The sequence below is a fragment of the Sessilibacter corallicola genome, assembly GCF_021290925.1.
Lineage (GTDB): Bacteria > Pseudomonadota > Gammaproteobacteria > Pseudomonadales > Cellvibrionaceae > Sessilibacter > Sessilibacter corallicola.
The window spans coordinates 1,615,388-1,641,599 of record NZ_JAJSLX010000001.1 but is presented as its reverse complement, the minus strand read 5'-3'; the positions used below and the strand labels follow the sequence as shown (position 1 = coordinate 1,641,599).

Below are 26,212 nucleotides of genomic sequence, written 5' to 3'. Positions count from 1 at the left end.
TATTCTTTTCATGAAAACATACCAAGCTTTATGACATAAAAAAGACAAATAACTAACAAGAAAACCCCATATTTATTCATTGGTATTAAGTTATGAACAAGAATCCACAAGCTTATTAACGTATTTATTAATTATTGCGGTATAAAAACAAGCAACGACTTATTCATTGAATACCAATATCGAATAAAACCTCGAATAACAGGTGCATATTTGTGGGAAATTCACCGTGAAAACCACAACAACAAAACTTATTCCAGTTTCCTCAACAGTTAACCCGCAACTAATCAAGAGCAAAATGACGGTTAATAGACAGGGTTATGATTTCAATAATTTATTGATTTTAAAGAAAAAAATTGAGTTATCCTTGAATTCCCGCTGACCTAATAACATCTATAAAAATCATCTTTATATATATTCATATAAATAATTCATTTATTTAATAATTTATTAATCAAAACGCGATTGCCGATGAATTGACCAAATTAAATTAAACCGTATAATTGCCGCCCTTTTTTCATTTTATCTGCCCCTATCAGTGGGTGATGATAGAACGGTGAATTCATGCAAGCTCAAAAGCGCTATCAAGTTATTGTGATCGGCGGCGGTCACGCTGGTACCGAAGCCTGCCTTGCGGCAGCAAGAATGGGGTGTTCTACCCTGCTACTTAGCCACAACATCGAAACGCTGGGACAAATGTCTTGTAATCCCGCGATCGGTGGTATCGGCAAAAGTCATCTGGTTAAAGAAATCGATGCCCTCGGTGGCGCTATGGCCAAGGCCACGGACCTCGCCGGTATTCAATTTCGGATACTCAACGCTCGCAAAGGGCCCGCAGTAAGAGCCACTCGAGCTCAGGCAGATCGCGTACTCTACAAAGCCGCCATTCGTGAAATTCTCGAAAACCAAGAGAACTTGGATATTTTCCAACAGGCCGCCGAAGACCTGATTGTTGAAAACGACAAAGTCATCGGTGTTATCACCCAGATGGGTGTGCGCTTTTACGCCGATACCGTGGTGTTAACGGCCGGGACCTTTTTGGGCGGTAAAATCCATATCGGCTTGGAAAATTACAGCGGTGGTCGCGCAGGCGATCCGCCTTCGATTGGTCTGGCCAACCGGTTACGAGAACTGCCGCTTACGGTTGATCGACTTAAAACCGGCACCCCACCCAGAATCGACGCTCGCAGCGTAAACTTCGATGGCTTGGAAGAACAATGGGGTGATACACCACTGCCGGTGATGTCGTATCTGGGCAACGTCGATCAACATCCAGAGCAAATCTGCTGCTGGATTACCCACACCAATGCCCAAACCCACGATATTATTCGTGAAGGTTTCGAGCGCTCGCCCATGTTTACGGGGGTTATCGAAGGTGTTGGCCCCCGTTATTGCCCGTCCATTGAAGACAAAATTAATCGTTTCGCCGACAAAGATTCCCACCAGATTTTTATTGAGCCCGAGGGTCTAACCACCCACGAGCTATACCCGAATGGGATATCCACAAGTTTGCCGTTTGATATCCAACAGCGCGCGGTTCACTCAATTAAGGGATTTGAAAACGCCCACATCATGCGTCCGGGTTACGCCATCGAGTACGATTTCTTCGATCCGCGTGAACTGAAATACAGCATGGAAAACCGTTACATCCAAGGTTTGTACTTTGCCGGACAAATCAACGGCACCACCGGTTACGAAGAGGCGGCCGCTCAAGGCTTACTTGCCGGGGCCAACGCCGCTTTGGCGGTTCAGGGGAAAGAACCCTGGTGCCCGCGCCGAGATGAAGCCTACATTGGCGTGATGATCGACGATTTGATCAGTCTCGGCACCAAAGAACCCTACCGCATGTTTACCAGCCGTGCTGAATACCGTTTGATGCTGCGTGAAGACAACGCTGATGTCCGTCTGACGGAAATTGGTCGTAACTTAGGGCTGGTCGACGATGAACGCTGGCAGGTATTCAGTGACAAGCGCGAGCAAGTGGCTGTTGAGCATCAGCGAATGAAATCTACCTGGATTCAAGCGGGCAGTGCCGAGGCAAAATTACTCGAACCTAAACTGTCGGCACCGTTAACTCGGGAATACAGTTTGTTGGATTTGCTTAAGCGCCCCGAGCTGACCTACCGAGATATTGGCTGCCTCAAAGGCAATGTTGAGGTCGAACCGCAAGTTGCCGAACAAGTCGAAATTGCAGCTAAATACTCAGGCTACATTGAGCGTCAGCAGCAAGACATTGAACGCTTACGTCAGCACGAAAATACCTTGATTCCCGAAGACTTTGACTACGATTCAGTGCAAGGTTTATCGAACGAGCTGACGCAAAAGCTCAAAGAAGCCAAACCACAGACGCTGGCACGTGCGTCGCGATTACCCGGTATCACTCCGGCGGCAATTTCGCTGTTGTTAATCTATCTGAAAAAACGTGGCGCATTGAAAAAGGCCGACGTTGTATGAGTGCATTCGACCCCCACAAATTTCTGACCGCTCGCCTAAAACGGCTGGGCGTGCAATGCTCGGCGCATCAGATCGAGCAATTGGTGAGTTATGCACAGTTGTTTCACAAGTGGAATAAAGCGTATAACTTATCCGCCATTCGAGATTTACCGAGCATTATTGATCGTCATATCGTCGACAGCTTGTCAGTGTTGAATTTATTGCCTGATCTCAGTGATTATCGAATGATCGATGTCGGCACTGGCGGTGGCTTGCCGGGAATTCCCCTGGCGATCATGCGCCCGTCTTGGCAGCTATCGTTGTTGGACAGCAATGGCAAAAAAACTCGATTTTTAGTTCAAGTTAAACTAGAACTAGAACTAGCTAATGTAGAAATTCATAACTGTCGAGTCGAAAGCCATGTTCCTGAAACACCTTATCAAGGGGTTATCAGTCGCGCGTTTGCGAGCTTGGAAGACATGATTAACTACTGCAAACACCTGGTGGATGACAGCGGTGTTTTTTGGGCGATGAAAGGCCAGTTTCCGACAACCGAGATAGACGCTTTGCCTGATGAGTATACTGTGCAACACTGTCGCTCTATCGAAGTGCCTGATGAAGACGGCGAACGACATTTGCTTGCCATTGTGAAAGGCTGAATGTTGAAGATTTAACCGATAGAGTTTCAAAATGCTCGAAGGTGTGCAAATACTCACCATCGAAAAACTGATAGTCTGGCCGCTACTCCATTTTCCAACATTTGATGATAAACCGATAAAAATAAAACCCACGTGGTTTATTTGGGTCTGGGTTTGCAAGCATAATTAAAAAGATCAAAACCACACATTTATAGGTGACTAATTTGAATCGCGTTTTCGCCATTACCAACCAAAAAGGTGGCGTGGGTAAAACCACAACGTGTGTAAACTTATCCGCGTCCTTGGCGGCGACAAAAAAGTCCGTATTGCTGGTCGATTTGGACCCTCAGGGCAACGCCACTATGGGCTCTGGGGTAAGTAAAAATGATCTAGAAATTTCTGTGTACGATGTTTTAGTGACCAGCGTCGATACCAGCGAAGCAATCGTAACGACCGAAGGCGGCTACGATGTGCTGCCTGCCAATGGTGATCTCACCGCTGCTGAAGTGCAATTGTTGGAATTCGATAACCGCGAAATGCGTTTGAGAAAGGCGTTAAAACGCGTTAAAGACAATTACGATTACATTCTGATTGACTGCCCTCCCTCGCTCAATATGCTCACCGTCAACGCACTCACTGCTTGCGATGGCGTAATTATCCCGATGCAGTGTGAATACTACGCGCTGGAGGGATTGTCGGCGCTGTTGAGCACGATCGAGCAAATTCAGGGTTACACCAACCCAAAACTGTACATTGAGGGCATATTGCGAACCATGTACGACCCTCGCAACAGTTTGACCAACGACGTGTCAGCACAGCTCTCTCATCACTTTGGCGAACGTCTCTACCGAACCTGCATTCCAAGAAATGTGCGTTTGGCAGAAGCTCCCAGCCACGGTTTGCCGGTGCTCGCCTATGATCGACAATCCAAAGGGGCCATCGCGTATTTAGCTCTGGCCGCAGAAATGCAACGCCGGCACGTTGCCGCCTCACCGGTTGAGGCCGAAGTAGGTTAAGCCACTGAGTTAACCCGAGATTCCCGTGCACTAGAGTTAGGTGTTTTCCATTAACACCGTCAACCGCATTAACTACTAATTAGCAAAAAATACTTTAAACATGGCAGCGAAACGAAAAGGCCTAGGTCGTGGGCTAGATGCACTGCTCGGCGGAGCCAGTGCAAATCAAAAACCTTCATCGACCGTCAGCGAAGCGATTGAAGCCGTTACCTCGTCTGATCCAGGTCCCGAAGGCACCTTCGTAGAATTACCCGTTGAGTTTATCCAGCGTGGCAAATATCAGCCCCGGCGCGATATGAACCAAGAAGCGCTGCAAGAACTGGCCGATTCCATCAAGGTACAAGGTGTGATGCAACCGATTGTGGTTCGCACTGTTGCCAAAGATCGGTATGAAATTATCGCTGGTGAGCGACGTTGGCGCGCTACTCAACTGGCTCAATTGGATAAAATCCCAGCGATTATTCGCGATGTTTCCGACGATGCCGCCATTGCAATGGCTTTGATCGAAAACATTCAGCGCGAAGATTTAAATCCGATGGAAGAAGCGTTCGCGCTCAAACGATTGCAAGATGAGTTTGAGTTAACCCATCAAGAGGTTGCCGAAGCCGTTGGAAAATCGAGGACGACTGTAACGAATTTACTTCGTTTGTTGTCACTGTGCGATGAAGTAAAACGCTTGCTGGAAAATGGTGACATTGAAATGGGTCATGCACGGGCGTTATTAACGCTTGAGGCAAGCAGCCAGCGCGATATTGCTGAACAGGTTGTGGGTAGAGGCTTGTCGGTTCGACAAACCGAAGCACTGGTGAGAAAAACTCAGGCGCAATCTCAAGAATCACTGCCGTTGGAGCGTCAAAGCCCAGATTTAAAAAACCTGGAACAGGGATTATCTGAAAAAGTCGGTGTGCCGGTAACGATACAGCACTCAGCCAAAGGGGCTGGTAAGCTGGTTTTGAAATACACCAACTTAGATGAATTGGACGGAATATTGGCGCATTTGCAGTATTCCACGAACGACGATTAATTAAGACCTGCCTTTAGTAACATCGCTTGTGAGTAACTTTTAGAGTTACTCACAGCCTACTATCCCCTCTAAACATTTTTCTTACTGCAGTTCGATATCTGTGCACAACTCGCAATAAATAGCGATAATCCCGTTCTTTATGCACGGCAATAAAGCAAGAAACATTGGGTTTATGAAAAAGTATCATAATCCGTATTATACTTTGGTGTAACCTATCCCTTTAAATATCACCGAATTTAATCGCGGTCAGCTGGTGTAAATACCGTCGATTTTCCGCTCGCCCCGCTACTGTCTTTGCCGTGTTCTGAACTCTGCATATCCTTAATTTCTAGAACTTGCAGGGTGAGTAAATACTTACAAATAATATCTCGCTGTTGCCATAGTGTGCGAAAATATCGGTTTGGTTGAAATATCGTTCGTATTTTTTTGTCACGCATCCTCAATAAAATTTTGATTTTTAAAGACAAAATTTCAACTTTAGGCTGAATTATTCGTATTAGGGTTTATTGAACCCGAGCAGGTTTAACCCTATAATTCGCGACGCTCTTTACCCAGCAGGGAAAAAGGCACAATTAAAGGGCGTATTTGCCGAGAAAATCAGAAGCCAAAACAAACTGTTGTGTGGTTACCGAGGGATTAGGCAGAACCTGTTCAGTTACTGTTCTGACGAGTTCACCCGTGTTATGAACCAAGGTAGTATAAAAAGGCCACCAGTTTTTAGAGCGAGCTTAATCCAGCTTATTCTATTGATTGCAATTTGTTGCGTTCTTTGGCCTGTGGATAACGTGTTGTCCTACTCCGCATTCCTCGGTGGTTCTTTAGTTGTTTTGCCAAATGTTTATTTTGCTTTCTATGCGTTTCGTTTTATGGGATCGCGTCAGGCAAGCATCGCCTTACATAGTATTTATCGAGGTGAGATGGGAAAGTTCACTCTCACCTTAGTAGGGTTCGCTCTGGTGTTTTTGCTCGTCAAGCCATTACACAGTGCGGCCTTGTTCGGCGCGTTTATCGTTGCTACAGGAATTCACTGGATCGTTACCGCCAAGATGGTAACTGCAAAGCCAAAATAATTTGGCTTTTATTGAAGTGAATCATTACTGCAAGCTGCGAGTTGACCGAACCTCTGGTGTATTACTCCAAAAAATACGAAGAATATTTATATTCACGAAATCGAGTAGCCAGGGCTAGAAGAATATTTTTTACTTTTTAGGTGTGGAATAACATGGCAAGCGAAGCACAAGACTCGACTGGATATATCCAGCACCATCTCCAAAATATGACGTTCGGAAAATTACCTGCCGGTTACGAGCGGGTTGACGAAGAAGGTCACGTTCACGTATTAGAGCAAGCGCAGTGGACATTCGCTCACAGCAGTCAAGAAGCGACTGATATGGGCTTTAACGCTGTTCACGTTGATACATTAGGTTGGTCAATTGTTTTAGGCGCTCTCTTTATTTTTATTTTTTCACGTGTTGCAGCGAAAGCGACTACCGGCAAACCAACGGGTATGCAGAGCTTTGTTGAGCTTATCGTTAGCTTCATTAACAACACCGTTCAAGATATTTTTCATCATAAAAATCGCATGATTGCACCGATGGCATTAACTATTTTTGCCTGGGTATTTTTGATGAACTTAATGGATTTAATACCAGTTGATTGGTTGCCAGTTGCGGCGGCAAAAATTTCTGGTAACGATCATTTATTCTTTAAAGTCGTTCCTACGACCGATCCAAATGCCACTTTGGGTATGGCGTTAACCGTATTTGCTTTGATGATTGTTTTCAGTATCAAAGAAAAAGGTTTGATGGGTTTCATTAAAGAATTAACGCTTCACCCGTTCCACTCCGGCAAAATCTATATCGACATCTTCTTGATTCCGATTAACTTGATTTTGGAAACCGTTTCTCTAATCGCTAAACCTATTTCTCTTGGCTTGCGATTGTTCGGAAACTTGTACGCCGGTGAGATGATTTTCATCCTGATCGCTTTGATGTTTGGTGCCGGTCTAGTACTTGGCGTGTTCGGCGGTGTTTTACAGTGGGCGTGGGCAGTATTCCACATTTTGGTTATCACTCTTCAAGCTTTCGTGTTCATGGTTCTTACTACTGTGTACATGGCGATGGCGCACGATACAGGCGAAGATCACTAAGTCTTATTTGATTTCCAGACCGCGCATGAGCGGGGTCTGGTATCGCCTGGAAGAAACAATTTTTTAATTCACAATTTTATTTTTTTAAAACTTAAAAGTAGGAGAAAACGATGGAAGCTTTAGGTTTAGTTTACGTTGCAGCAGCCCTTTTGATCGGTTTAGGTGCTCTAGGTACCGCGATTGGTTTCGGTTCTTTGGGTGGTAAGTTACTCGAAGGTTCTGCACGTCAGCCAGAGCAAGGCCCTGCCCTTCAAGGTAAAATGTTCCTTATGGCGGGTCTATTGGATGCTGTTCCAATGATCGGTGTTGGTATCGGCATGTACTTGATCTTCGTAGTAGCACCAGGTGTAGCGGGTTAATTCGCTTTAATTGCTTAAATCCATTCATTCATTAAGCAAGAGGTGTTGATATGAATATCAACTTAACACTCATTGGTCAGTCCATTACCTTCCTCATCTTCATCGCATTTTGCTGGAAGTATGTATGGCCTGCGTTGATCAACGTAATGGAAGAGCGCGAGCAGAAAATTGCTGCGGGCTTAGAAGCCGCTGATCGTGCAGACAAAGATTTGGAGCTTGCTCAGAAAGAAGCGACCAAAAAATTGCACGAAGCAAAAGAGCAAGCTGCGTCCATTCTTGATCAAGCAAACAAACGCGCTAATCAAATCGTTGATGAAGCCAAGCAACAAGCAACCGCTGAAGCAGACCGCATTAAAGCTGCTGCCGAAGCAGAAGTTGAACAAATGGCGAACCGTGCCAAAGAAGAACTTCGCTCTAAAGTTGCTGCATTGGCGATCGCTGGTGCTGAAAAAGTACTGCAATCGAACATCGACGAGGCCGCTAATACCGAATTGGTAAATAAGCTGGCCGGCGAACTATAAGCGAGGAGATTATGGCTGAACTCACGACACTAGCCCGCCCCTACGCAAAAGCAGCTTTTGAATTTGCAAAAGATGCCAATGCATTGGGTAACTGGGCGGAAATGTTGTCGGTTGCAGCTGCAGTATCGCAATCCGATACCGTAGCCAAAGTGCTGGCTTCTCCTACGCTAACCGCAGCGCAGAAAGGCGAAACCTTTGTCGATGTTTGTGGCGATGCCATTAATGACAAAGGTCAAAACTTTATCCGCAATCTGGCGGCGAATAAACGTCTTGGGTTACTCCCACAGATTTCTGATCTTTACGAACAATTTAAAGCACAGCTTGAACAATCCGTTGAAGTGGATGTTGCCAGTGCCTTTGAATTATCAGAAACAACCCTAGACAAATTGGCGCAAGCGCTTAAGACCAATCTTGGCCGAGAAGTAAAGGTACAAGGTTCGGTGGATTCTAGTCTTATCGGTGGTGTGGTTATTCGCGCCGGAGATACCGTGATTGATGAATCCATTAAAGGTCGCCTCGCCAAACTCGCCGAAGCAATGAACGCCTAATTTATAGGGTAGGAACTAGCATGCAGCAACTGAACCCTTCTGAAATCAGTGAAATCATCAAGGGACGTATCGATTCTCTTGATGTGAAATCCGAAGCCCAAAACGAGGGCACGGTCGTATCCGTAACCGACGGTATTATTCGCATTCACGGTCTTGCAGAAGCCATGTACGGTGAGATGATCGAATTCGAAGGCGGCGTATACGGTTTGGCACTTAACTTAGAGCAAGACTCTGTTGGTGCAGTAATTCTTGGCGACTACCAAACAGTTGCCGAAGGCCAAACATGTAAGTGTACTGGTCGTATTCTTGAAGTACCTGTTGGTAATGAAATGTTGGGCCGCGTTGTCGACGCATTGGGTAATCCAATCGACGGTAAAGGTCCACTAAAAACTACCATGACCGACGCGATTGAAAAAATCGCTCCTGGTGTAATCGCACGTCAAGGTGTTGATCAGCCAGTACAGCTTGGTCTTAAAGCGGTTGACGCCATGGTTCCTGTTGGTCGCGGCCAACGTGAATTGATCATTGGTGACCGTCAGACAGGTAAAACTGCTATCGCAGTTGACGCCATCATCAACCAGAAAAACACTGGCATTAAATGTATCTACGTAGCCGTAGGTCAAAAAGCTTCTTCTGTTGCTGCGGTTGTACGTAAGCTAGAAGAGCACGGCGCTATGGACCACACCGTTGTGGTTGCAGCAACTGCTTCTGATCCAGCATCTATGCAGTTCTTGGCTCCGTTTGCCGGTTGTACTATGGGCGAATATTTCCGCGATCGCGGCGAAGACGCATTGATCATCTATGATGATTTGACCAAACAAGCTTGGGCTTACCGTCAAATTTCATTGTTGCTACGTCGTCCTCCAGGTCGTGAAGCATACCCAGGTGACGTTTTCTACTTGCACTCTCGTTTGCTAGAGCGCGCATCACGTGTAAACGCTGATTACGTAGAAAAATTCACTAACGGTGAAGTTAAAGGCCAAACCGGTTCTTTGACTGCTCTACCGATTATTGAAACACAAGCCGGTGACGTATCTGCGTTCGTACCGACCAACGTGATCTCAATTACCGATGGTCAGATCTTCTTGGAAACTGACTTGTTCAACTCAGGTATCCGTCCTGCGATGAACGCCGGTATTTCTGTATCTCGTGTAGGTGGTTCTGCACAGACTAAGATCGTTAAGAAGCTGTCTGGTGGTATTCGTACCGCACTTGCACAGTATCGTGAATTGGCTGCGTTCTCTCAGTTTGCCTCTGACCTTGATGATGCGACAAAAGCTCAGCTTGATCACGGTGAGCGTGTAACTGAGTTGATGAAGCAGAAGCAATTCCAACCTCTTTCTATCGCTGAAATGGGTGTATTGCTTTACGCGGCTAACGAAGGTTTCTTAAAAGATATCGAAGTTGCGAAAATTGGTTCATTCGAATCTGCGTTGATTTCATACATGAATTCAGAGCATGGCGAGTTAATGGCCAAGATCGTTGATTCAGGTAGTTACAACGACGAAATCGAATCTGCGTTCAAATCCGCACTTGAAAACTTTAAGGCCACTCAGACCTGGTAATACCGGTCAGGGTGCTGTTGCTTTAGGGTAATTTCTAAAGCAACAGTGGTAATTCATGAAAATCAATTCGAGGGCCAGTTATGGCAGTCGGAAAAGAAATACGCACACAAATTACCAGCATTAAAGGTACGCAAAAAATTACGAACGCTATGGAAATGGTAGCGGCGAGTAAAATGCGTAAAGCTCAAGATCGCATGGAAACTGGTAAGCCCTACGCACAGCGCATGCGTGCTGTTGTAGGTCACATTGCCAATGCTAACCCTGAGTATCGCCATCTTTATATGGTTGAGCGCGAAGTTAAGCGCGTGGGTTACATCATTGTTTCTAGTGATCGCGGCCTTTGTGGTGGTTTGAACATCAATGTATTTAAAAAAGCGCTTGCGTCCAGTAAGCAGTGGTCTGATCAAGATGTGGATGTTGATTTCGCATTGATCGGTGCTAAGGCTTCTGCATTCTTCAAAAGCGTGGGTGGCAATATTGTCGCTCAAGTACGCGATTTAGGTGAAACGCCGACAGTTGCTGATTTGATCGGTAGCGTAAAAGTGATGTTAGACGCTTACGCCGAAGGCAAAATCGATCGTTTGTACTTGGTTGGCAATGAGTTTGTGAACACGATGGTTCAAAAACCTACTGTTCAACAGCTATTACCGCTAGAAGCAGAGCAAGATGAACAACTTAAGCATCATTGGGACTACATATACGAGCCCGATGCTGAAGAGTTATTGGAAGGCCTGTTGACTCGTTATGTTGAGTCTCAGGTGTATCAAGCAGTTGTTGAAAACGCAGCCTGTGAACAAGCAGCGCGTATGATTGCGATGAAAAACGCAACCGACAACGCAGGCGACCTTATCGATGGTTTACAACTGGTCTATAACAAGGCCCGTCAGGCAGCAATTACACAAGAGCTGTCGGAAATCGTCGGTGGTGCCGCTGCTGTTTAATCCAAGCTCGGACAAAGTTAACGCTTTTTAATTTTAAATTTTAAGAGGAATCGGAAATGAGTAGCGGACGCATTGTGCAGATTATCGGTGCCGTTATCGACGTTGAATTTCCACGGGATTCCGTACCAAAGGTTTACGACGCTCTAACAGTTGCTGATAAAGGTTTAACCCTTGAAGTGCAACAACAGTTAGGCGACGGTGTGGTACGTACAATCGCCATGGGATCTTCCGAAGGTGTTAGTCGTGGTTTACCTGTTGATAACACTGGTGCACCAGTTTCAGTACCTGTAGGTATTGAAACTCTAGGTCGTATCATGGACGTTTTAGGTAACCCAATTGATGAAGCAGGCGATATTGGCGAACAAGATCGTATGCCAATTCACCGTAAAGCGCCTGCTTACGACGAACTAGCGGCTTCAGCGGAATTGCTAGAAACGGGTATTAAAGTTATCGACCTTGTTTGTCCATTCGCTAAGGGTGGTAAAGTTGGTCTGTTCGGTGGTGCCGGTGTTGGTAAAACCGTAAACATGATGGAATTGATCAACAACATCGCAAAAGAGCACAGCGGTTTGTCTGTATTCGCCGGTGTTGGTGAGCGTACTCGTGAAGGTAACGACTTCTACTACGAGATGAAAGAGTCCAACGTATTGGACAAAGTTGCCATGGTATACGGCCAGATGAATGAGCCTCCAGGTAACCGTCTTCGCGTAGCATTGACTGGTCTTACCATGGCGGAGAAATTCCGTGATGAAGGTAAAGACGTACTTCTGTTCGTTGATAACATCTACCGTTATACCCTTGCGGGTACTGAGGTATCGGCACTTCTAGGTCGTATGCCATCTGCGGTGGGTTACCAGCCTACACTTGCAGAAGAAATGGGTGTTCTTCAAGAGCGTATTACCTCAACCAAAACTGGATCGATTACCTCGGTTCAAGCGGTATACGTACCTGCGGATGACTTGACTGACCCATCTCCTGCTACCACCTTTGCTCACTTGGACTCAACCGTTGTATTGAGTCGTGATATTGCTGCAAAAGGTATTTACCCAGCGGTAGATCCATTGGATTCAACCTCTCGTCAGCTTGATCCTTTGATCATCGGTAACGAGCACTACGACACTGCGCGTGGCGTTCAAACCGTTCTTCAGCGCTACAAAGAGCTAAAAGACATCATCGCCATCTTGGGTATGGATGAATTGTCTGAAGAAGATAAGCAAATCGTTGGTCGTGCACGTAAGATCGAACGTTTCTTGTCTCAGCCTTTCCACGTTGCGGAAGTATTCACCGGCGCCCCTGGTAAATACGTTTCTTTGAAAGAAACCATCCGTGGCTTTAAAGGACTTCTTTCTGGTGAATTCGATCAAATGCCAGAGCAAGCGTTCTACATGGTAGGTACCATCGACGAAGCAATCGAAAAAGCAAAAGGCATGTAATAGTCGCCTAGCGATTATCTTTTCTTTTTTGATGACTTAAATCGGCGCTGAGCAATCAGCGCCTGGTTAAACTAAGAGGCGAAATCATGGCTATGACCGTGCATTGCGACATAGTTAGCGCTGAAGAATCCATCTTTTCTGGATTAGTAGAGATGGTGGTCGCCACAGGTAGTGAAGGTGATGTAGGTATTGGTTACGGCCATGCACCTTTGTTAACTGGCATCAAACCAGGCCCGGTTCGCGTTATCAAACAAGGTGGTGAAGAAGAAATTTTTTACCTCTCAGGTGGTTACATTGAAGTGCAACCATCCGTAATTATCTTGTTGGCTGATACCGCACTGCGTGCTGATGATCTTGATGAGTCCAAAGCTCTTCAGGCTCAAAAAGACGCCGAATCTGCCATTGCAAATCAGACAGGTGAAGTTGATTACTCACTTGCAGCAGCGCAGCTTGCAGAAGCAACTGCTCAGCTACGTACTTTGCAAGCGATTCGCAAGAAGATGGGTCATTAAGGCGCTGTCTATTCAAAAAAAGGTGGCATTGGCTGCCTTTTTTTGATTTCTCTTATTCTCGTTGTTAATACACAAGCTTAATTCTAAGCAATTCAGTTTTATCGCATCATCTGTCGCGTATAATACCCTCCTGTTTGAATCACAGTACTGATTAAAGCTCCAGACAAACGTATTCATTAGATCTGCTATTGTTTTTAATAGTTAAACGGTAAGTCGGTGTTGTTGCATCCACGTCGTTGCGTATTAATTTCGATATTTTTTGGTTGAAGTTTGGGTGTTTTATTCGCAAATTTAATAGTTTAAGCGGCTCCTTAAAACTGCCAATACAAAGCAATTATTCCGCTTAAAAATAAACCTAATCTTTCAAAGAATACATATTTATGATCGATGTAATTATTCTCGCCGCAGGTAAAGGCACTCGAATGAAATCCCCGCTGCCGAAGGTGCTGAACACAATCGGCGGAAAACCCATGGTTGAGCATGTCATCGATAGTACAAAAAGCATCGACAACTCCAGAATACACGTCATTGTTGGTCACGGTGCTGCCCATCTAGAAGAGCGATTGGCTGGTCAAGGCGTCAACATTATTCATCAAGAAGAGCAGCTCGGAACGGGTCACGCGGTACAAACTGCCCTACCCCAACTGCAACCATGGGGAGTGAGCCTAATTTTATACGGTGACGTGCCGCTTATTTCCTCTAATACGCTTAAGCAACTGATTAAATTAGTGGACGAAAATAGCTTGGCGTTGTTAACAGTTCACATGGACGACCCAACCGGTTACGGCCGTATTGTTCGAGATCGAGACGACAATGTTGTTGCCATCGTTGAACACAAAGACGCCAATGCCGGGCAATTGGCGATACATGAAATCAATACCGGAATTATGGCGGTCAATAACGAAGACTTAAATCGTTATTTGCCGAAATTAGAAAACAATAATATTCAAGGTGAATTTTATCTGACCGATTTAATCGCTATGTCTGTGGCGGAAGGAAAAAGCGTACGCACCACGGAGCCTGATTCTCCCGAAGAAGTACTCGGTGTGAACAACCGCAATCAGCAAGCCGAGCTTGAGCGCTATTATCAATTTGTTAAAGCCAATCAATTACTGGATTCTGGCACCCACATTTTCGACCCCAACCGTATTGATGTGCGCGGTGAATTAATCTGTGGAGCTGATGTCAGCATTGATGTGAATTGTGTTTTTATCGGCAAAGTTAGCTTGGGTAATAACGTCAAAATTGAGCCCAACTGCGTGATCGAAAATTGTGAAATTGGCGATAACACCGTAATCAAAGCATTTTCACATTTGGTCGATAGTAAAGTGGAGACCGGTTGTGATGTTGGCCCATACGCGCGCTTGCGTCCGGGAACTGAGCTTGCCGCAAACGTTAAAATTGGCAACTTCGTCGAGGTGAAAAAATCCACCATTGCTGAAGGCAGTAAAGTGAATCACTTAAGTTACGTTGGTGATGCCGAAATCGGCACTGGCGTTAATATCGGCGCGGGCACCATTACTTGCAATTACGATGGCGTCAATAAACATAAAACCACCATCGGTGACGATGTATTTATTGGCTCAAATACCGCGTTAGTTGCGCCAGTAACCGTAAACAACCAAGCGACAATAGGTGCAGGCTCGACCATTACCAAAGATGTACCGGAAGATAATCTTGCTGTTACACGCAGTGACCAAGTTCACCGCAGTGATTGGCAACGCCCGGTTAAACAAAAGAAAGAACCCAAATAGATTTACCCGAAAATAAATAAAACTCACTGGAAGACAATATGTGTGGAATCGTTGGCGCTGTAGCTAATCGTAATATTACCCAAATCCTTGTTGAAGGATTAAAGCGACTAGAATATCGAGGCTACGATTCCGCAGGTGTGGGGTTAATTAATCGCGACAGCGACAAACTCGAATTGTGTAAATCCATTGGTAAAGTTGCAGATTTAGATGAAAAACTCTGCGAAAGCGGTTTAAAAGGTAACATTGGTATCGCTCACACCCGATGGGCAACCCACGGTAAGCCCACCGAAGAAAACGCTCATCCCCATCGCAGTAACGATATCGTTGTTGTTCACAACGGTATTATCGAAAATTATCAGCTTTTGCGTGACGAGCTTAAAAAGCACGGTTACGAATTTATTACCCAAACCGATTCCGAAACCATCGCGCATCTAATTCACTTTGAATTTCAAAAAACTGACTCGCTACTGCAAGCGTTAAAAGCTGCGGCAAAACAATTAAAAGGGGCCTACGCCCTTGCCTGTTTCACCGAGAACAATCCAGATCTACTGTGTATTGCCCGCAAAGACAGTCCTTTAGTCATCGGTATTGGTATTGAAGAAAATTACGTTGCCTCCGATCCTATGGCATTGCGCCAGGTAACCGATCGTTTTGTTCACCTTGAGGACGGAGAATTTGCTGAAATTACCACTGCGGATTTTTCCATTTTTGACAGTGAGTCAAATCCTGTTGAGCGCGAAATTGAACTCGCTAAAGACAATGTCGAATCCATCGACAAAGGCACCTACCGCCATTACATGATCAAAGAAATTTTTGAGCAGCCAAAGGCACTCAAAAATACGTTGTTAGGTCGTACCGGTGATGGCTGTATTTTGGAAGAAAGTTTTGGTGCCGAGGCGCCCGCTATTTTTGATCAAGTTAAACAAGTGCAAATCGTCGCTTGCGGAACCAGTTATCACGCAGGCACTGTGGCCAAATATTGGTTGGAAGATTGGGCCGGTGTTCCCTGCAGCGTTGAAGTGGCCAGTGAATTTCGTTATCGAAACCCCGTGGTGCAAGACAACACACTGTTTGTGACCATTTCTCAATCTGGGCAAACCGCTGATACGCTTGCAGCGTTGGAAGAAGCCAAAGAAAAAAATTATTTGGCAACGCTATCGATTTGTAATGTTGCTGCGAGTCCTCTGGTGCGTCAATCCGATCTTGCCTTAATCACCCAAGCCGGTGCTGAGATTGGTGTTGCATCGACCAAGGCATTTACCACGCAATTAATTGCGTTGCAGTTATTGGTCATTGCTTTGGGTCGACGCGGAAAAATGACTGCCGAAAAAGAAAAAGAATTAGTCTCCAACTTAATGGACTTACCGGTATTTTGCGCAGCGGTGTTACAGCTCAACAATACTATTTTAGAAGTGTCCAATCACTTCACTGAAAAACACCACAGCTTATTTTTAGGTCGCGGTGTGCAATACCCCATTGCCCTTGAGGGTGCCCTGAAAATAAAAGAAATTTCTTACATACACGCCGAAGCCTATCCATCCGGCGAACTCAAACACGGACCATTGGCATTAGTCGACAGTGACATGCCCGTCATTGCCGTCGCCCCCAGTGGCGATTTATTGGAAAAATTAAAATCCAATCTCGAAGAAGTTGCCGCACGCGGTGGCAAACTTTATGTCTTTGCCGATGAAAATGCAGGTTTCCGCAATGACGATCAAGTCATCGTTATTAACGTGCCTCACTGCCCTGAAAGCATTGCGCCGATTATCTATACCATCCCACTGCAATTATTGGCGTATCACGTTGCAGTGAATAAAGGTACTGATGTGGATCAGCCAAGGAATTTGGCGAAATCTGTAACCGTGGAATAATTATTCAAATATCCACAAACTCAGTCTGCAACATACAGAGTTGCAGACTGAGTTTTGAACGTATTCACTTCCCTACCCAGATCAAATCCATTCCTTAAATAACGTCACCTTTTCAGCAAAATTGAATGCAGTTAACTTACGGCACCAGATTCCCTGAATAAAATTTAGCCTCAATCTCTCATTCGCCTAATGTCTATCGACATTGACCTGAAATTGGAGCCAGTAAAAGGGAATTTATGTTCGACCTACAGGTAAAATGCCGCAATGGCGAACGTTATCTACTGAAACCCGGATTTGGTACTTCAACACCTGCCTCGGGTGGCCCAAGTGCCGCAGAAGCCTATAGATTACTTCAGCTTTTTGATGAGCACGCTCAAAAGCAAATCTATGAGCATTTCTTTGGTGTAGGCCGCCCCATCGATCCGTTCGTTGAACAAAAAGAACACCCAACGGGCAATGGTGTTTCTCGACCTCCCTTAAGTCCGATCGCTAAAAATGAAGATATTTCCCTTTACGCAGCCCGATACCAGTTTGATTCTTACAGCATCGATAAGCCGTTATATTTAGCGTTTATCAGTAAACGTATCGTTGTTAATTCTGCGCCATTAACAAATTACGAAAATGAAGCGCTGTCAGGCAGTCTTAAAGTCCAAATTCGTCAAGCACTCTATGAAATTGTAAATATAGAGCGGATAGAAAAAGCGCAAATACAAGCAAACTACCAAAAGTTATCCACATGGAAAAAATTTACTGCTCATACCAGCGCAACGGGTGAGGGGTTGGCAGATGCCGCCTGGGGGCTAGCCGTTTGGGCAAAAGATGTTGGTGAAGTTGTGGTCTATGCCAATCCAGTAAGAAAAGCCTATATAACAACTCGGAACGCGATTGAAGCAGGCGGCTTCTCGGAGGAAGTACTCGAACAATCACACAATGAATTTGTCAGTGGCGCTAAAAAAGAACTCGTCGATGTACTTGGGTTCGATCCATCCACCGTCACGGTTGAACAACTTTATGCGGCACTGGGGCTGGCCGAACTCATCTACGCTGACGAACCTCTATTCACCCTTTTCACTCAATTTGCCAAGGATTACGCCAAAGCCCAACACAGCACTGAAGTCGCCAAAATCGCTGGTGGTGGCGTCTTTGAAATCATTCTTACCGTTGTTCTAGCCGCAGTTACCGGTGGTGCCGCTGTTCTAGCGGTGATGGCTTCGAAAGCGCGCTTGATGAAATACTTCACCAAGGTGGGTGACCTGGTCATGGAATACGCCAAGGTGCTTAAACGTCGGAAACAAATACTCGAAGAGAGCACCAGCAAATCGAAGCCAGCGGATTTTTCGGATTTTGCAACGAGCGATTACGCGGTACCTAAGGAAAAGGCGAAGGAAAGTTATACCCAAAATGGCGTAAGGCTCGTTGATTTGCCAGATGATTTAACGGAGGACGCAAGCGGGGTATACGGTTATTTACCCACCGAAGATTCTCAGTTTCATACAAGTAAGTGGCCTGTCGATTGGACCAATGCGTCACAAGTGGAGTCTGCAAGAGATACCAGGCTTGAATATCATGAAGGCTTGAGAAAAAAGCGAGAATGGGTGAACAACTTGAGAGCTAATGGTAACAGCGATGAAAGTATAGCCCGCCGGATAGTGGATCAGAGAAACCAAGACAGACTGTCTCATTATAAAACGGAAGATGAATTAGCCATAGTTTATAGGCGTAACGAAAGGCGTTATGGAAATAAATATGGGCCGACCTATGAATCACAGTTGAAGAAATACCAATCTGCTGAAGCCGTGATAGAGGCCGCTTTACGGTCAAATGACACTATGGATATACTTACTGGAATTGCTAAACCAAAAGGGTAAGCGAATGATTTTATCTAAGCCTTATGACCAAAATCGGTTAGTTGAATTTAACCCTCGGCTGGCAAATCACCATCTCGTGAGTGATTCTAATCAAGATGAGTGCGGAGTATTTCATCTAGAAGGCGATATACCGGTAGCGTTGTATTGTGATTCCGGAAAGTTAATTTTACAGCTACAAAATAAATGTTGGGACATTGCCTCACCTAACGTAAAGCTTAATTATTTCCACGACTTTAAATTAGCAAAAACACATTTCTCTATTGAGGGGGATGGTCAGAGCGATAGCATAGAATACACCAGTTGGTGGTCTGAGCTTCCTGGGAGCATTCCCCTTAACCCAGAAGAAGATAAAGAAGAAGATTTCATGGCGTATCTACTAGATGTGTGGAAAAACGAACGAGTGCAAAAAAAACTAATTGATTCCTGGGGATAAATATTTAAGCATTCAGTACTCCACTTCAATACATAGTTGACAAAAGCGCCGATCGAGGAGCTCAAGAAAAACCGTTGATGAGGAAAACAAGTGAGTAACCTAGACACAGCAATAAAGTTGGCTGTTGACGCGCACCTCGGTCAAGTTGATAAAGCCGGTAAAGCCTACATTCTTCACCCTCTTCGGCTCATGATGAAGTTTGAGCGAGAAGAAGACATGATTATTGCCGTATTGCACGATGTCGTTGAAGACAGTTCATTTGAATTAACCGATCTTCAAGCGCTAGGGTTTTCTCAAGCGATACTGGATGCGGTAGATTGCCTTACCAAACGCAAAGGCGAGCCGTACAGTGAGTTTATCGCAAGAATTAAGCAAAATGCTTTGGCGACTAAAATTAAAATTGAAGATATCAAAGATAATTTAAATCTTGCTCGACTGAATCACGTAGAAGAAAAAGACGTAAAACGAGCACAAAAATACATTAATTCATTAAAAGTATTGTCGTCTTAAAATTTGTTAACTCTGATCTGATGATGACTTTGGACTATGTGATCGGTAGGTTATTTTTTGAATTTTTAAAAACTCAATGCATTATTATATTCAGATGAACGTGGAGTAATTACTCAGGCAGAAAACCTAAATAATTACCCCCCAAATATTAAACAAGCGCTCCGCAGTCTCTGATAACTACTTCGTATTTCGGAGTGCCTGAAGAAGAACCACAAGATTCTATCTTTTTCACAAGATCCATGTTTTCGACAACTTCACCGAAAACAACGTGGCGGCCATTTAGCCAAGAAGTCACAGCGGTGGTAATAAAAAATTGAGAACCGTTGGTGTCGGGCCCACGGTTTGCCATTGCCAACTGCCCTGGTGCGGTAAATTTCAAACTGAAATTCTCATCTGGAAAGGTATCCCCATAAATGGATTTTCCACCGGTACCGTTATGATTTTCAAAGTCGCCGCCTTGAATCATGAAGTCTGGAATAATGCGGTGAAATTTTGTGTTTTTATAGAAATTTTTTGAATCTCCGGAAGAAAGGGCAAACTCTCCGCTAATCAACTCACGAAAATTGCGGGCGGTTTTAGGTGTATCGTGACCGTAAAGCCCAAACACAATTCTTCCTGCGTCATCACCATTAATGTCGATATCCATGAACACTTTATCGGTAATGCCATGAGGGTATATTGCCATAACTTTTTCCTTAAATTCGTTTCGTTGGCTTCTTAGGATTTTCTATAGTATGTAATTAGGTTTGATGGTTCAAAAACATCGAGTAAAAGAAATGTAAAATGCAGATGTTGACACTGGTAAATAAAAATAAGTACGTATTTGTATCTCTTGCTAAATGCGAATAGCGTGAAAGACATAAAAGAATGGCGTCGATCCTTTAATTCCCTTGAGCCCAAAGCAAAAAATTTATAAGAAAGAGCTAACCAGAAATAAACACCACCTTTGTTACTTTATTTGCCACACATAATACCTGTGTGTAGCACCGGTCATCGCTTGCGATTCGCGCCGATAAGACAGTATTTATCAGTAATAGAATGGCACAGTGTTTGCGATATACTCGCCGTTATCTATTCACTCTTCTGAGAAGTAACTCATGAATTTGGCGTTGTTGAGTGTGTTTATCCCCACCTTCTTTTTCGTATCCATTACACCCGGCATGTGTATGACCTTGGCGTTAACCTTGGGCATGAGCATCGGTTATCGTCGAACTTTGTGGATGATGCTTGGTGAAGTTATCGGCGTTGGCTTGGTATCGGTTGCCGCAGTATTGGGGATTTCTTCCATCATGCTCAACTACCCCTGGTTGTTCACTATTTTAAAATCCGTGGGTGCGGCTTATTTGTTTTATCTAGGCATCTCCATGTGGCAATCAAAAGGCCGATTAGCGCTGAGCGAAGCCAACACAGAAACCCATGTAAGCCGCCATTGGGATTTGATCATGCAAGGATTCTTAACCGCCATTGCCAACCCAAAAGGTTGGGCATTTATGATTTCGCTGCTACCGCCATTCATTGACGTTGAAAAACCACTGGTTCAGCAACTGGTTGTGTTGGTCGCCATTATTTTAACCTTCGAATTTATCTGTATGAGCATCTATGCCACTGGCGGAAAAGCCTTAAAGAGCGCATTGGGGCATTCTAAAAATGTACGGTTAATCAACCGGATTTCAGGCAGCTTAATGATGGGGGTGGGTGTTTGGTTGTTTGTTGGCTAAAGACTAATAAAAATACTATTTATTCTTTATAACCTTATGAAAAATAAAAACCATTTATTAGTAAAAAGTGATTCAAAATATTTTTAGGATTAAATAAATTCTCTCAACTTTTGTGATATTTTACGATGAACTAAACATCAGTCCCTCATTCTAATTCACCAACTTATCGTTAATGTCGGGAGAAGGGTTTTGTCTGAGCAAGCAGTCACTATTACGGTTTTCCGCTGGGCCGGTCAATGGGGGCCTTTTAAGGTCAATATTCCTTGTGGAGAATGCTCCCTCACTAAAGACGTTATTCAAGACACCATCGCCACAGAGCTTGAAGGCATTCCCGTCGAATTAGACATGCGTGATTGGCTAAGCGAATGGTGGAAACCGCTATTAAAAGGTGGCTGGCACGCACCCATCGTACTCGTCGACGGCAAAATCGTGAGCCAAGGCCGCGCGTTAAATCGAGGCTTGTTAACAGAAGCCGTAATCGATGCCTACGCAAAACGATCGTCAATTACCGAGAATGTTGTTTTTGGCAAAGAGAGCTGCCCACACTGCGTTCGAGCAAAAAAATATTTAACCGAAGCTAATATTCCCTTCGTTTACCGCGACGTTGTCAAAGAGCCAAGAGCACTCTACGAAATGCTGGCGCGAGTGAAACCCATCATTGGTCCAAAAACCCCTGTTACTGTTCCGCAAATTTGGTTGGATGGAGAATATGTCGGTGGCGCGTCGGAACTGAGCGAAATTTTAAAAACCAAAGTTGAGCCTAATCCCGATCGTGGTCAGTGTTCTTTATCGCCTGCTCGGTAGTTTTGGATATAAAGTCCGATGTGTTTATTGTCAGCTAGTACATAACTTTACGCATCGGATACGTCTAACACGAAAACATCAATAAGATTTCTAAGTTCATAGGGAATTTCACATTCGATTGATTCCTTCAATTCAATCGCTGAATTAATTCCATGTTTTTTTCTTTTGGCGACTACTTCGTGAGAACCGAACCAGATAACTAAGTACACACCCTGAAAATCAGCATTTGGGTGTCTTGAATAAAACTTATGTAATTGCTCTTCTGCGGCAGTATAAAGGTCTTCATGCCACTGCCCTTTTACTTCTACTGGCAGCAATAAATCTTGGTTTTCTATTCGCTTTCTAAGGGTAAAATCCGCTCTTTTCTCATCTTTTAAGTGATGTTCGGGTGTTATTTGAATTTGTCGTTGTTCAAGTCGAGTTTGTAATCTTTCAGCAATGACCTCCGCGCATGCTGTTTCCCCAAGCCTTTCTTTAATTTTATAATCTTTGTAAAAACGCCTACCGGGGTTAAATTCTCCACCATTAATCTCACCTTGGTAGATTTGTAATTCGTCGATTATTAAGGTACGTAGAGATCCCGTTGATATTATCTGGTTGTCGTCTAAAAATCTGGTGATGTTACTAATTGTTGGTGTTTTAGTTTGTTGGTGAGCTTTTGCTCGAATTTTGTTGGTTAATATGCTTTTTATCTTTTTGTGAAAGGTGGAAAACCTTTTATCATTTAGGTATCTATTCAAAATATCCATAGATTCCTCAGATTCGTTAGCCTCTAACATCCAGACCAAATCTGATAATAGCCTGTATGCTTTTTCATCTTTAGAACTATGGCTTCCAAAGAATTTCGATAGCTCAACCTTCGGCCAAAAATCTATAAATGATTCTAATAGGAAGTCAATTTTTGTTGCATTCAGATTAGGCCAATTGGGGTAGTCATAACGACTGTGACTACCAGAATATCTGCGAAACAAAAGTAAATTATCTTTTTTTGATCTTATATAATCCAAGATTTCATTTGGAGGATCTATTAAAAAATAAAACGCACGGATATACCAAAAATCAAATAATTCACCTAGATTCTCTAACGGTTCTGATTTGGATAATTTAGAACAGTTTCTTAGTATAGTTCTACGTAATGTTTTTATATCTGAATGGTCAATTGCAAGTTCGAATAAATTTTGTAGCGGGTTGATTGATGTAATAGGAATATTTTCCAACCAATCTATTGAAAGTGTCCCTCTAAATTTGCTGAATGAGGAATCATCTCTGATGCAGCTAAAGTCAATTAATTTGTTGTTTGAATTAAGCTGGGGTTCAAAATAGTCTCTTAGAAAACTCTCCGTTATCTCATCATCTGTAAAAATTAATCTATCTAGTTCTTTTGCAAGAGTTTCTTTTTCCGAGTTTGATATTCCTCTATAGCTAATATTCGAAACTGCTCGTAACGAAGTTAAGGTATTTCTGTCGATTTCATGAAGGGTTCGATCCTCGCGGAACTTTATTATTATAGAGGCATATAGAACATGAGCTATAGGTGAGTATTTGGATTGTGTTTTTAGGTGCGCAATTTCCCTTACATTGGGAATATCTTTAGATAAACTGTTAATGCAGTTTATTAGTGAGTTAATAACAATCTTTTTATCACTAACATGATCTTTGATTTTTTCCGGCTCTTTAAGAACATAGTTTGAGAAGTTTAATAAGCTTGTCCAGTTTTTTCCAGCTTCTATATTGGTGCGATTTTTTTGATAAAAAATTCTGTTGTCGATTATGACCTTATCATTTTTGTTTCTGTGTTTTTTTATGGCTCTTCTTGTGCGTGAGTCGTCTTTTTTGTCTTGTAAATATTTTTGGTGAGCGTATCTGTTAATTGAGGTCCATTCTCTCAGAAAATCTCGATCTGTCTGAGATTGTTTTCTCATTAATTTTCTTAGTGAATTGATGCTTTTTGGACTTCTGCCTGATTGATAAGATTTTCTAGGAAGAAAATAATTCCATAAGCTAAAGTTCTTATTTATATAAGCATACTCAACTAGTAAAATATAATCGTCTTCTTGGAAATATAAACCAGAGTGGCATTTGAATTCGAAATCAAAACATTTTGTTTTATGTATCTCTTCTGTTTTCGTTAGCTTTCTGAAAGCAGTAAGGATAATTTTTTGTCTAAGATTATAATGGTTTTGTAAGATTTTGACAGACTGGCTGTATTCAGGGTCTTTAGGGCTATGAAAGTGAAGATTTTTAAGCCAATTCCATATTTTATGAGGGTTAAATTGATCTGTTTTAATAGTAAAGTAGTGATCTAGAATTATACCTATTATTTTGCTAATGCCAGTCTTACAGGTACATCTATAGTGTTGTTCAATACAGTTACATTCTAAATTTTCAGATAGCTTGTCAAGTAGAATTTCTGAAGTTGTTATTTCTAGAGCAGATACAACTTCTTTTATAAAGAATCTTTGTCCGCCATTTTTATCCATTGCAGTTTCTTCCTCAGGGTATAAGTTAGAGCATGCGAAGAAAAAATTACATAGTACCTTCAGATTGATATTTTCGATTCCTTTTGAGTGAAAAGCATCACCTACTATCGCTAATGATGTGATATCTTTTTTTGATAACAAGGTGTCAATTATTTGAAGATCTACATCGATTAAGTTTGAGAAAAGGCATTGACTAGCAAGCTTTCTGGTTCGATCTTGTATGTTGGTACGTAATGCAATATTAGTTAATTCATTCTCAAGTTGGGAAATTACAGGTGATCCCACTAGCAACTCTAGAAGTAGATCTCGTAAATGACCTCCATTACTATTAAGTAAAATTTTATGTAACTCATGGATTACATCATCGGTAAAAAATCCAGCAACACTAAACTGTCTCCACAAATCTGCTCGACGAAAATATGGGTCTTTTTCCTCTTCGACTTGAAGCTGTTGGATCAATAAGCGTTTTGACGATGGTGTTAGTTGTGAAGGGTCACCATTGGCGAGAACAGCGTATGGGTCTAGTTTGATGAGTGTTTCTTGAGTGTGAGCGTTACCAAGGGCTGCCATCCACCCCAGTAACCCTCGTAGTTCTGTTCTGGTAACGCTATTGGGAGCTATAACCGACAGGCATTGCCGAAGTGTTAATTCATCTTTTGGGTTAGTAATCCGCTGAACAAAATAGTTAGCTGCGCAGTATTCAGAGACTATTTTATGCACGGGTAAATGATGGTTTTCATCTTCTGCTGGTTTAAAGAGTTTTGTTTCTAGAACTTCGAACACCGGTTTGTCTTCGTTGTAAACCGTTCTTAAATAAGGGAAAAGTGAAGTCTCTTGGCTTTCCAAAGAAGCTATTCCTTCACAACCGGCCAATAGAAGTTTCGCGAATATCTCGGATGCGGCATCAATTCGCGCCCCTGTTGTAAGGTTGTTTTTCTTAGCTTCTATTTTGGTGTTGTGTTCCTTCGATAAAGATGTGATGGCTTTTTGAAAGATGTCTCGTTTATCTGAAAACTCGCGATTACTTTCAATATAAGCGTCTGTTAGTAGTTTGAGGAATTCTGGGTTGGGTAAAACGGCGTCTAAATCAAAGCGAGCAACTTGGCGTTGAAAATGAAAGAAGTCTTCATTTGGACGGTGGTGATCAAAAATAGCCCTTTGCTCATCTTCCTTGAAAGGCTCAAGCCAAAGGTTGATTAACTTTTTTTCAATGTATTCTTTGCAAATTTGAGTTGTACTTGAATTCCATTCGCTCGATCGGCTGGAGATAATCAGTCTGTCAGGATTAACGTTTTCTATTTTTGAGAAAAGATCATGCAGCTTTTCATCACTGGCGCCTGCTAATTCATCCAGTGCGTCTATTACTAAGTTTGTACATGATTCTGGTAGTTGAGAACGTACAAACCTATTTGCCGATATGCTTTTAGTGCCGAGCTGCTTAGCAATACTGCTCATCAACTCACTTTTCCCAGCCCCCGGCTCCGCGAGTATAACAACATATTGAGTATGTTCTGATTCTCTAAGTTCTTGTTCTGTATAGAACTTTTGTTCGCCATCGTGCAGTTTTCGAGAAAGGTAGAATTGGGTGCTTCCGTTCATTAAACAAATGTCATCCGTAGGATCTGGAACATTCGTTTA

Annotated in this window: 22 protein-coding genes; 20 read left to right on the top strand and 2 right to left on the bottom strand. The window is 43.3% G+C overall.

Translation table 11 applies throughout. The features are described from left to right. The first annotated feature begins 561 nt into the window (after nt 1–561). The 18 genes from mnmG to LU361_RS06810 all read left to right on the top strand — a co-directional run bounded on the left by mnmG (nt 562) and on the right by LU361_RS06810 (nt 19,572). The gene (gene mnmG / locus LU361_RS06895) at nt 562–2,451 is read left to right on the top strand and encodes a tRNA uridine-5-carboxymethylaminomethyl(34) synthesis enzyme MnmG (protein WP_233088086.1); all 1,890 of its coding nucleotides are present in this window, start codon (nt 562–564) and stop codon (nt 2,449–2,451) included. Further along, on the top strand, nt 2,448–3,089 hold the full coding sequence (gene rsmG / locus LU361_RS06890) for a 16S rRNA (guanine(527)-N(7))-methyltransferase RsmG (protein ID WP_233088085.1): 642 nt from the start codon (nt 2,448–2,450) through the stop codon (nt 3,087–3,089). Before mnmG ends, rsmG begins: the two co-directional genes overlap by 4 nt. Nucleotides 3,090–3,292: 203 nt before the next feature. Then, nucleotides 3,293–4,084 carry a ParA family protein gene (locus LU361_RS06885; RefSeq protein ID WP_233088084.1) on the top strand — a complete coding sequence of 264 codons (792 nt, stop codon included), beginning with the start codon at nt 3,293–3,295 and terminating at the stop codon, nt 4,082–4,084. Between the two features lie 100 nt (nt 4,085–4,184). Next, entirely contained in the window at nt 4,185–5,108 is a 924-nt protein-coding gene (locus LU361_RS06880) for a ParB/RepB/Spo0J family partition protein (RefSeq protein WP_233088083.1), read from the top strand. A gap of 683 nt (nt 5,109–5,791) precedes the next feature. Continuing rightward, on the top strand, nt 5,792–6,178 hold the full coding sequence (locus LU361_RS06875; protein ID WP_233088082.1) for an ATP synthase subunit I: 387 nt from the start codon (nt 5,792–5,794) through the stop codon (nt 6,176–6,178). Nucleotides 6,179–6,330: 152 nt separating this feature from the next. Then, nucleotides 6,331–7,257, top strand: coding sequence for a F0F1 ATP synthase subunit A (atpB, locus tag LU361_RS06870; RefSeq protein WP_233088081.1), 927 nt, complete (start codon nt 6,331–6,333; stop codon nt 7,255–7,257). A gap of 110 nt (nt 7,258–7,367) precedes the next feature. Next, the gene (atpE, locus tag LU361_RS06865) at nt 7,368–7,616 is read left to right on the top strand and encodes a F0F1 ATP synthase subunit C (protein WP_233088080.1); all 249 of its coding nucleotides are present in this window, start codon (nt 7,368–7,370) and stop codon (nt 7,614–7,616) included. A 50-nt stretch (nt 7,617–7,666) separates the two neighbouring features. Continuing rightward, nucleotides 7,667–8,137, top strand: a complete 471-nt coding sequence (locus tag LU361_RS06860; protein WP_233088079.1) for a F0F1 ATP synthase subunit B — start codon at nt 7,667–7,669, stop codon at nt 8,135–8,137. Nucleotides 8,138–8,148: 11 nt separating this feature from the next. Continuing rightward, complete coding sequence (locus LU361_RS06855; RefSeq protein WP_233088078.1) at nt 8,149–8,685, top strand: F0F1 ATP synthase subunit delta; 537 nt, start codon at nt 8,149–8,151, stop codon at nt 8,683–8,685. Nucleotides 8,686–8,705: 20 nt separating this feature from the next. Next, nucleotides 8,706–10,250: a F0F1 ATP synthase subunit alpha gene (gene atpA, locus LU361_RS06850; protein WP_233088077.1), complete on the top strand. Its 1,545-nt coding sequence runs from the start codon at nt 8,706–8,708 to the stop codon at nt 10,248–10,250. Between the two features lie 80 nt (nt 10,251–10,330). Beyond that, nucleotides 10,331–11,191, top strand: coding sequence for a F0F1 ATP synthase subunit gamma (gene atpG, locus LU361_RS06845; protein WP_233088076.1), 861 nt, complete (start codon nt 10,331–10,333; stop codon nt 11,189–11,191). Between the two features lie 56 nt (nt 11,192–11,247). Next, nucleotides 11,248–12,624 carry a F0F1 ATP synthase subunit beta gene (gene atpD / locus LU361_RS06840; RefSeq protein WP_233088075.1) on the top strand — a complete coding sequence of 459 codons (1,377 nt, stop codon included), beginning with the start codon at nt 11,248–11,250 and terminating at the stop codon, nt 12,622–12,624. Between the two features lie 86 nt (nt 12,625–12,710). Beyond that, entirely contained in the window at nt 12,711–13,136 is a 426-nt protein-coding gene (locus LU361_RS06835) for a F0F1 ATP synthase subunit epsilon (RefSeq protein ID WP_233088074.1), read from the top strand. A gap of 380 nt (nt 13,137–13,516) precedes the next feature. Continuing rightward, on the top strand, nt 13,517–14,890 hold the full coding sequence (glmU, locus tag LU361_RS06830; RefSeq protein ID WP_233088073.1) for a bifunctional UDP-N-acetylglucosamine diphosphorylase/glucosamine-1-phosphate N-acetyltransferase GlmU: 1,374 nt from the start codon (nt 13,517–13,519) through the stop codon (nt 14,888–14,890). A gap of 38 nt (nt 14,891–14,928) precedes the next feature. Beyond that, entirely contained in the window at nt 14,929–16,761 is a 1,833-nt protein-coding gene (glmS, locus tag LU361_RS06825) for a glutamine--fructose-6-phosphate transaminase (isomerizing) (RefSeq protein ID WP_233088072.1), read from the top strand. A 236-nt stretch (nt 16,762–16,997) separates the two neighbouring features. Beyond that, nucleotides 16,998–18,629 (top strand): hypothetical protein, encoded by a 1,632-nt coding sequence (locus LU361_RS06820; protein WP_233088071.1) that lies wholly within the window; start codon nt 16,998–17,000, stop codon nt 18,627–18,629. 4 nt (nt 18,630–18,633) lie between these two features. Continuing rightward, entirely contained in the window at nt 18,634–19,062 is a 429-nt protein-coding gene (locus LU361_RS06815) for a hypothetical protein (protein WP_233088070.1), read from the top strand. 90 nt (nt 19,063–19,152) lie between these two features. Next, nucleotides 19,153–19,572: a GTP pyrophosphokinase gene (locus LU361_RS06810; RefSeq protein ID WP_233088069.1), complete on the top strand. Its 420-nt coding sequence runs from the start codon at nt 19,153–19,155 to the stop codon at nt 19,570–19,572. Between the two features lie 148 nt (nt 19,573–19,720). Here LU361_RS06810 and LU361_RS06805 read toward each other — a convergent pair whose 3' ends face one another. After that, complete coding sequence (locus LU361_RS06805) at nt 19,721–20,257, bottom strand: peptidylprolyl isomerase (RefSeq protein ID WP_233088068.1); 537 nt, start codon at nt 20,255–20,257, stop codon at nt 19,721–19,723. A gap of 412 nt (nt 20,258–20,669) precedes the next feature. On the opposite strand from LU361_RS06805, the gene LU361_RS06800 reads away from it, so the two are divergent. Together LU361_RS06800 and LU361_RS06795 are read left to right on the top strand one after the other, a co-directional pair. Next, on the top strand, nt 20,670–21,290 hold the full coding sequence (locus LU361_RS06800; RefSeq protein WP_233088067.1) for a LysE family translocator: 621 nt from the start codon (nt 20,670–20,672) through the stop codon (nt 21,288–21,290). A gap of 189 nt (nt 21,291–21,479) precedes the next feature. Beyond that, a complete protein-coding gene (locus tag LU361_RS06795) occupies nt 21,480–22,094 on the top strand; it encodes a glutaredoxin family protein (RefSeq protein WP_233088066.1) in 615 nt (204 codons plus the stop codon). Nucleotides 22,095–22,141: 47 nt separating this feature from the next. Here LU361_RS06795 and eruA read toward each other — a convergent pair whose 3' ends face one another. Continuing rightward, nucleotides 22,142–26,173 (bottom strand): NACHT domain-containing antiphage protein EruA, encoded by a 4,032-nt coding sequence (eruA, locus tag LU361_RS06790; RefSeq protein ID WP_233088065.1) that lies wholly within the window; start codon nt 26,171–26,173, stop codon nt 22,142–22,144. Between the last annotated feature and the right edge of the window lie 39 nt (nt 26,174–26,212).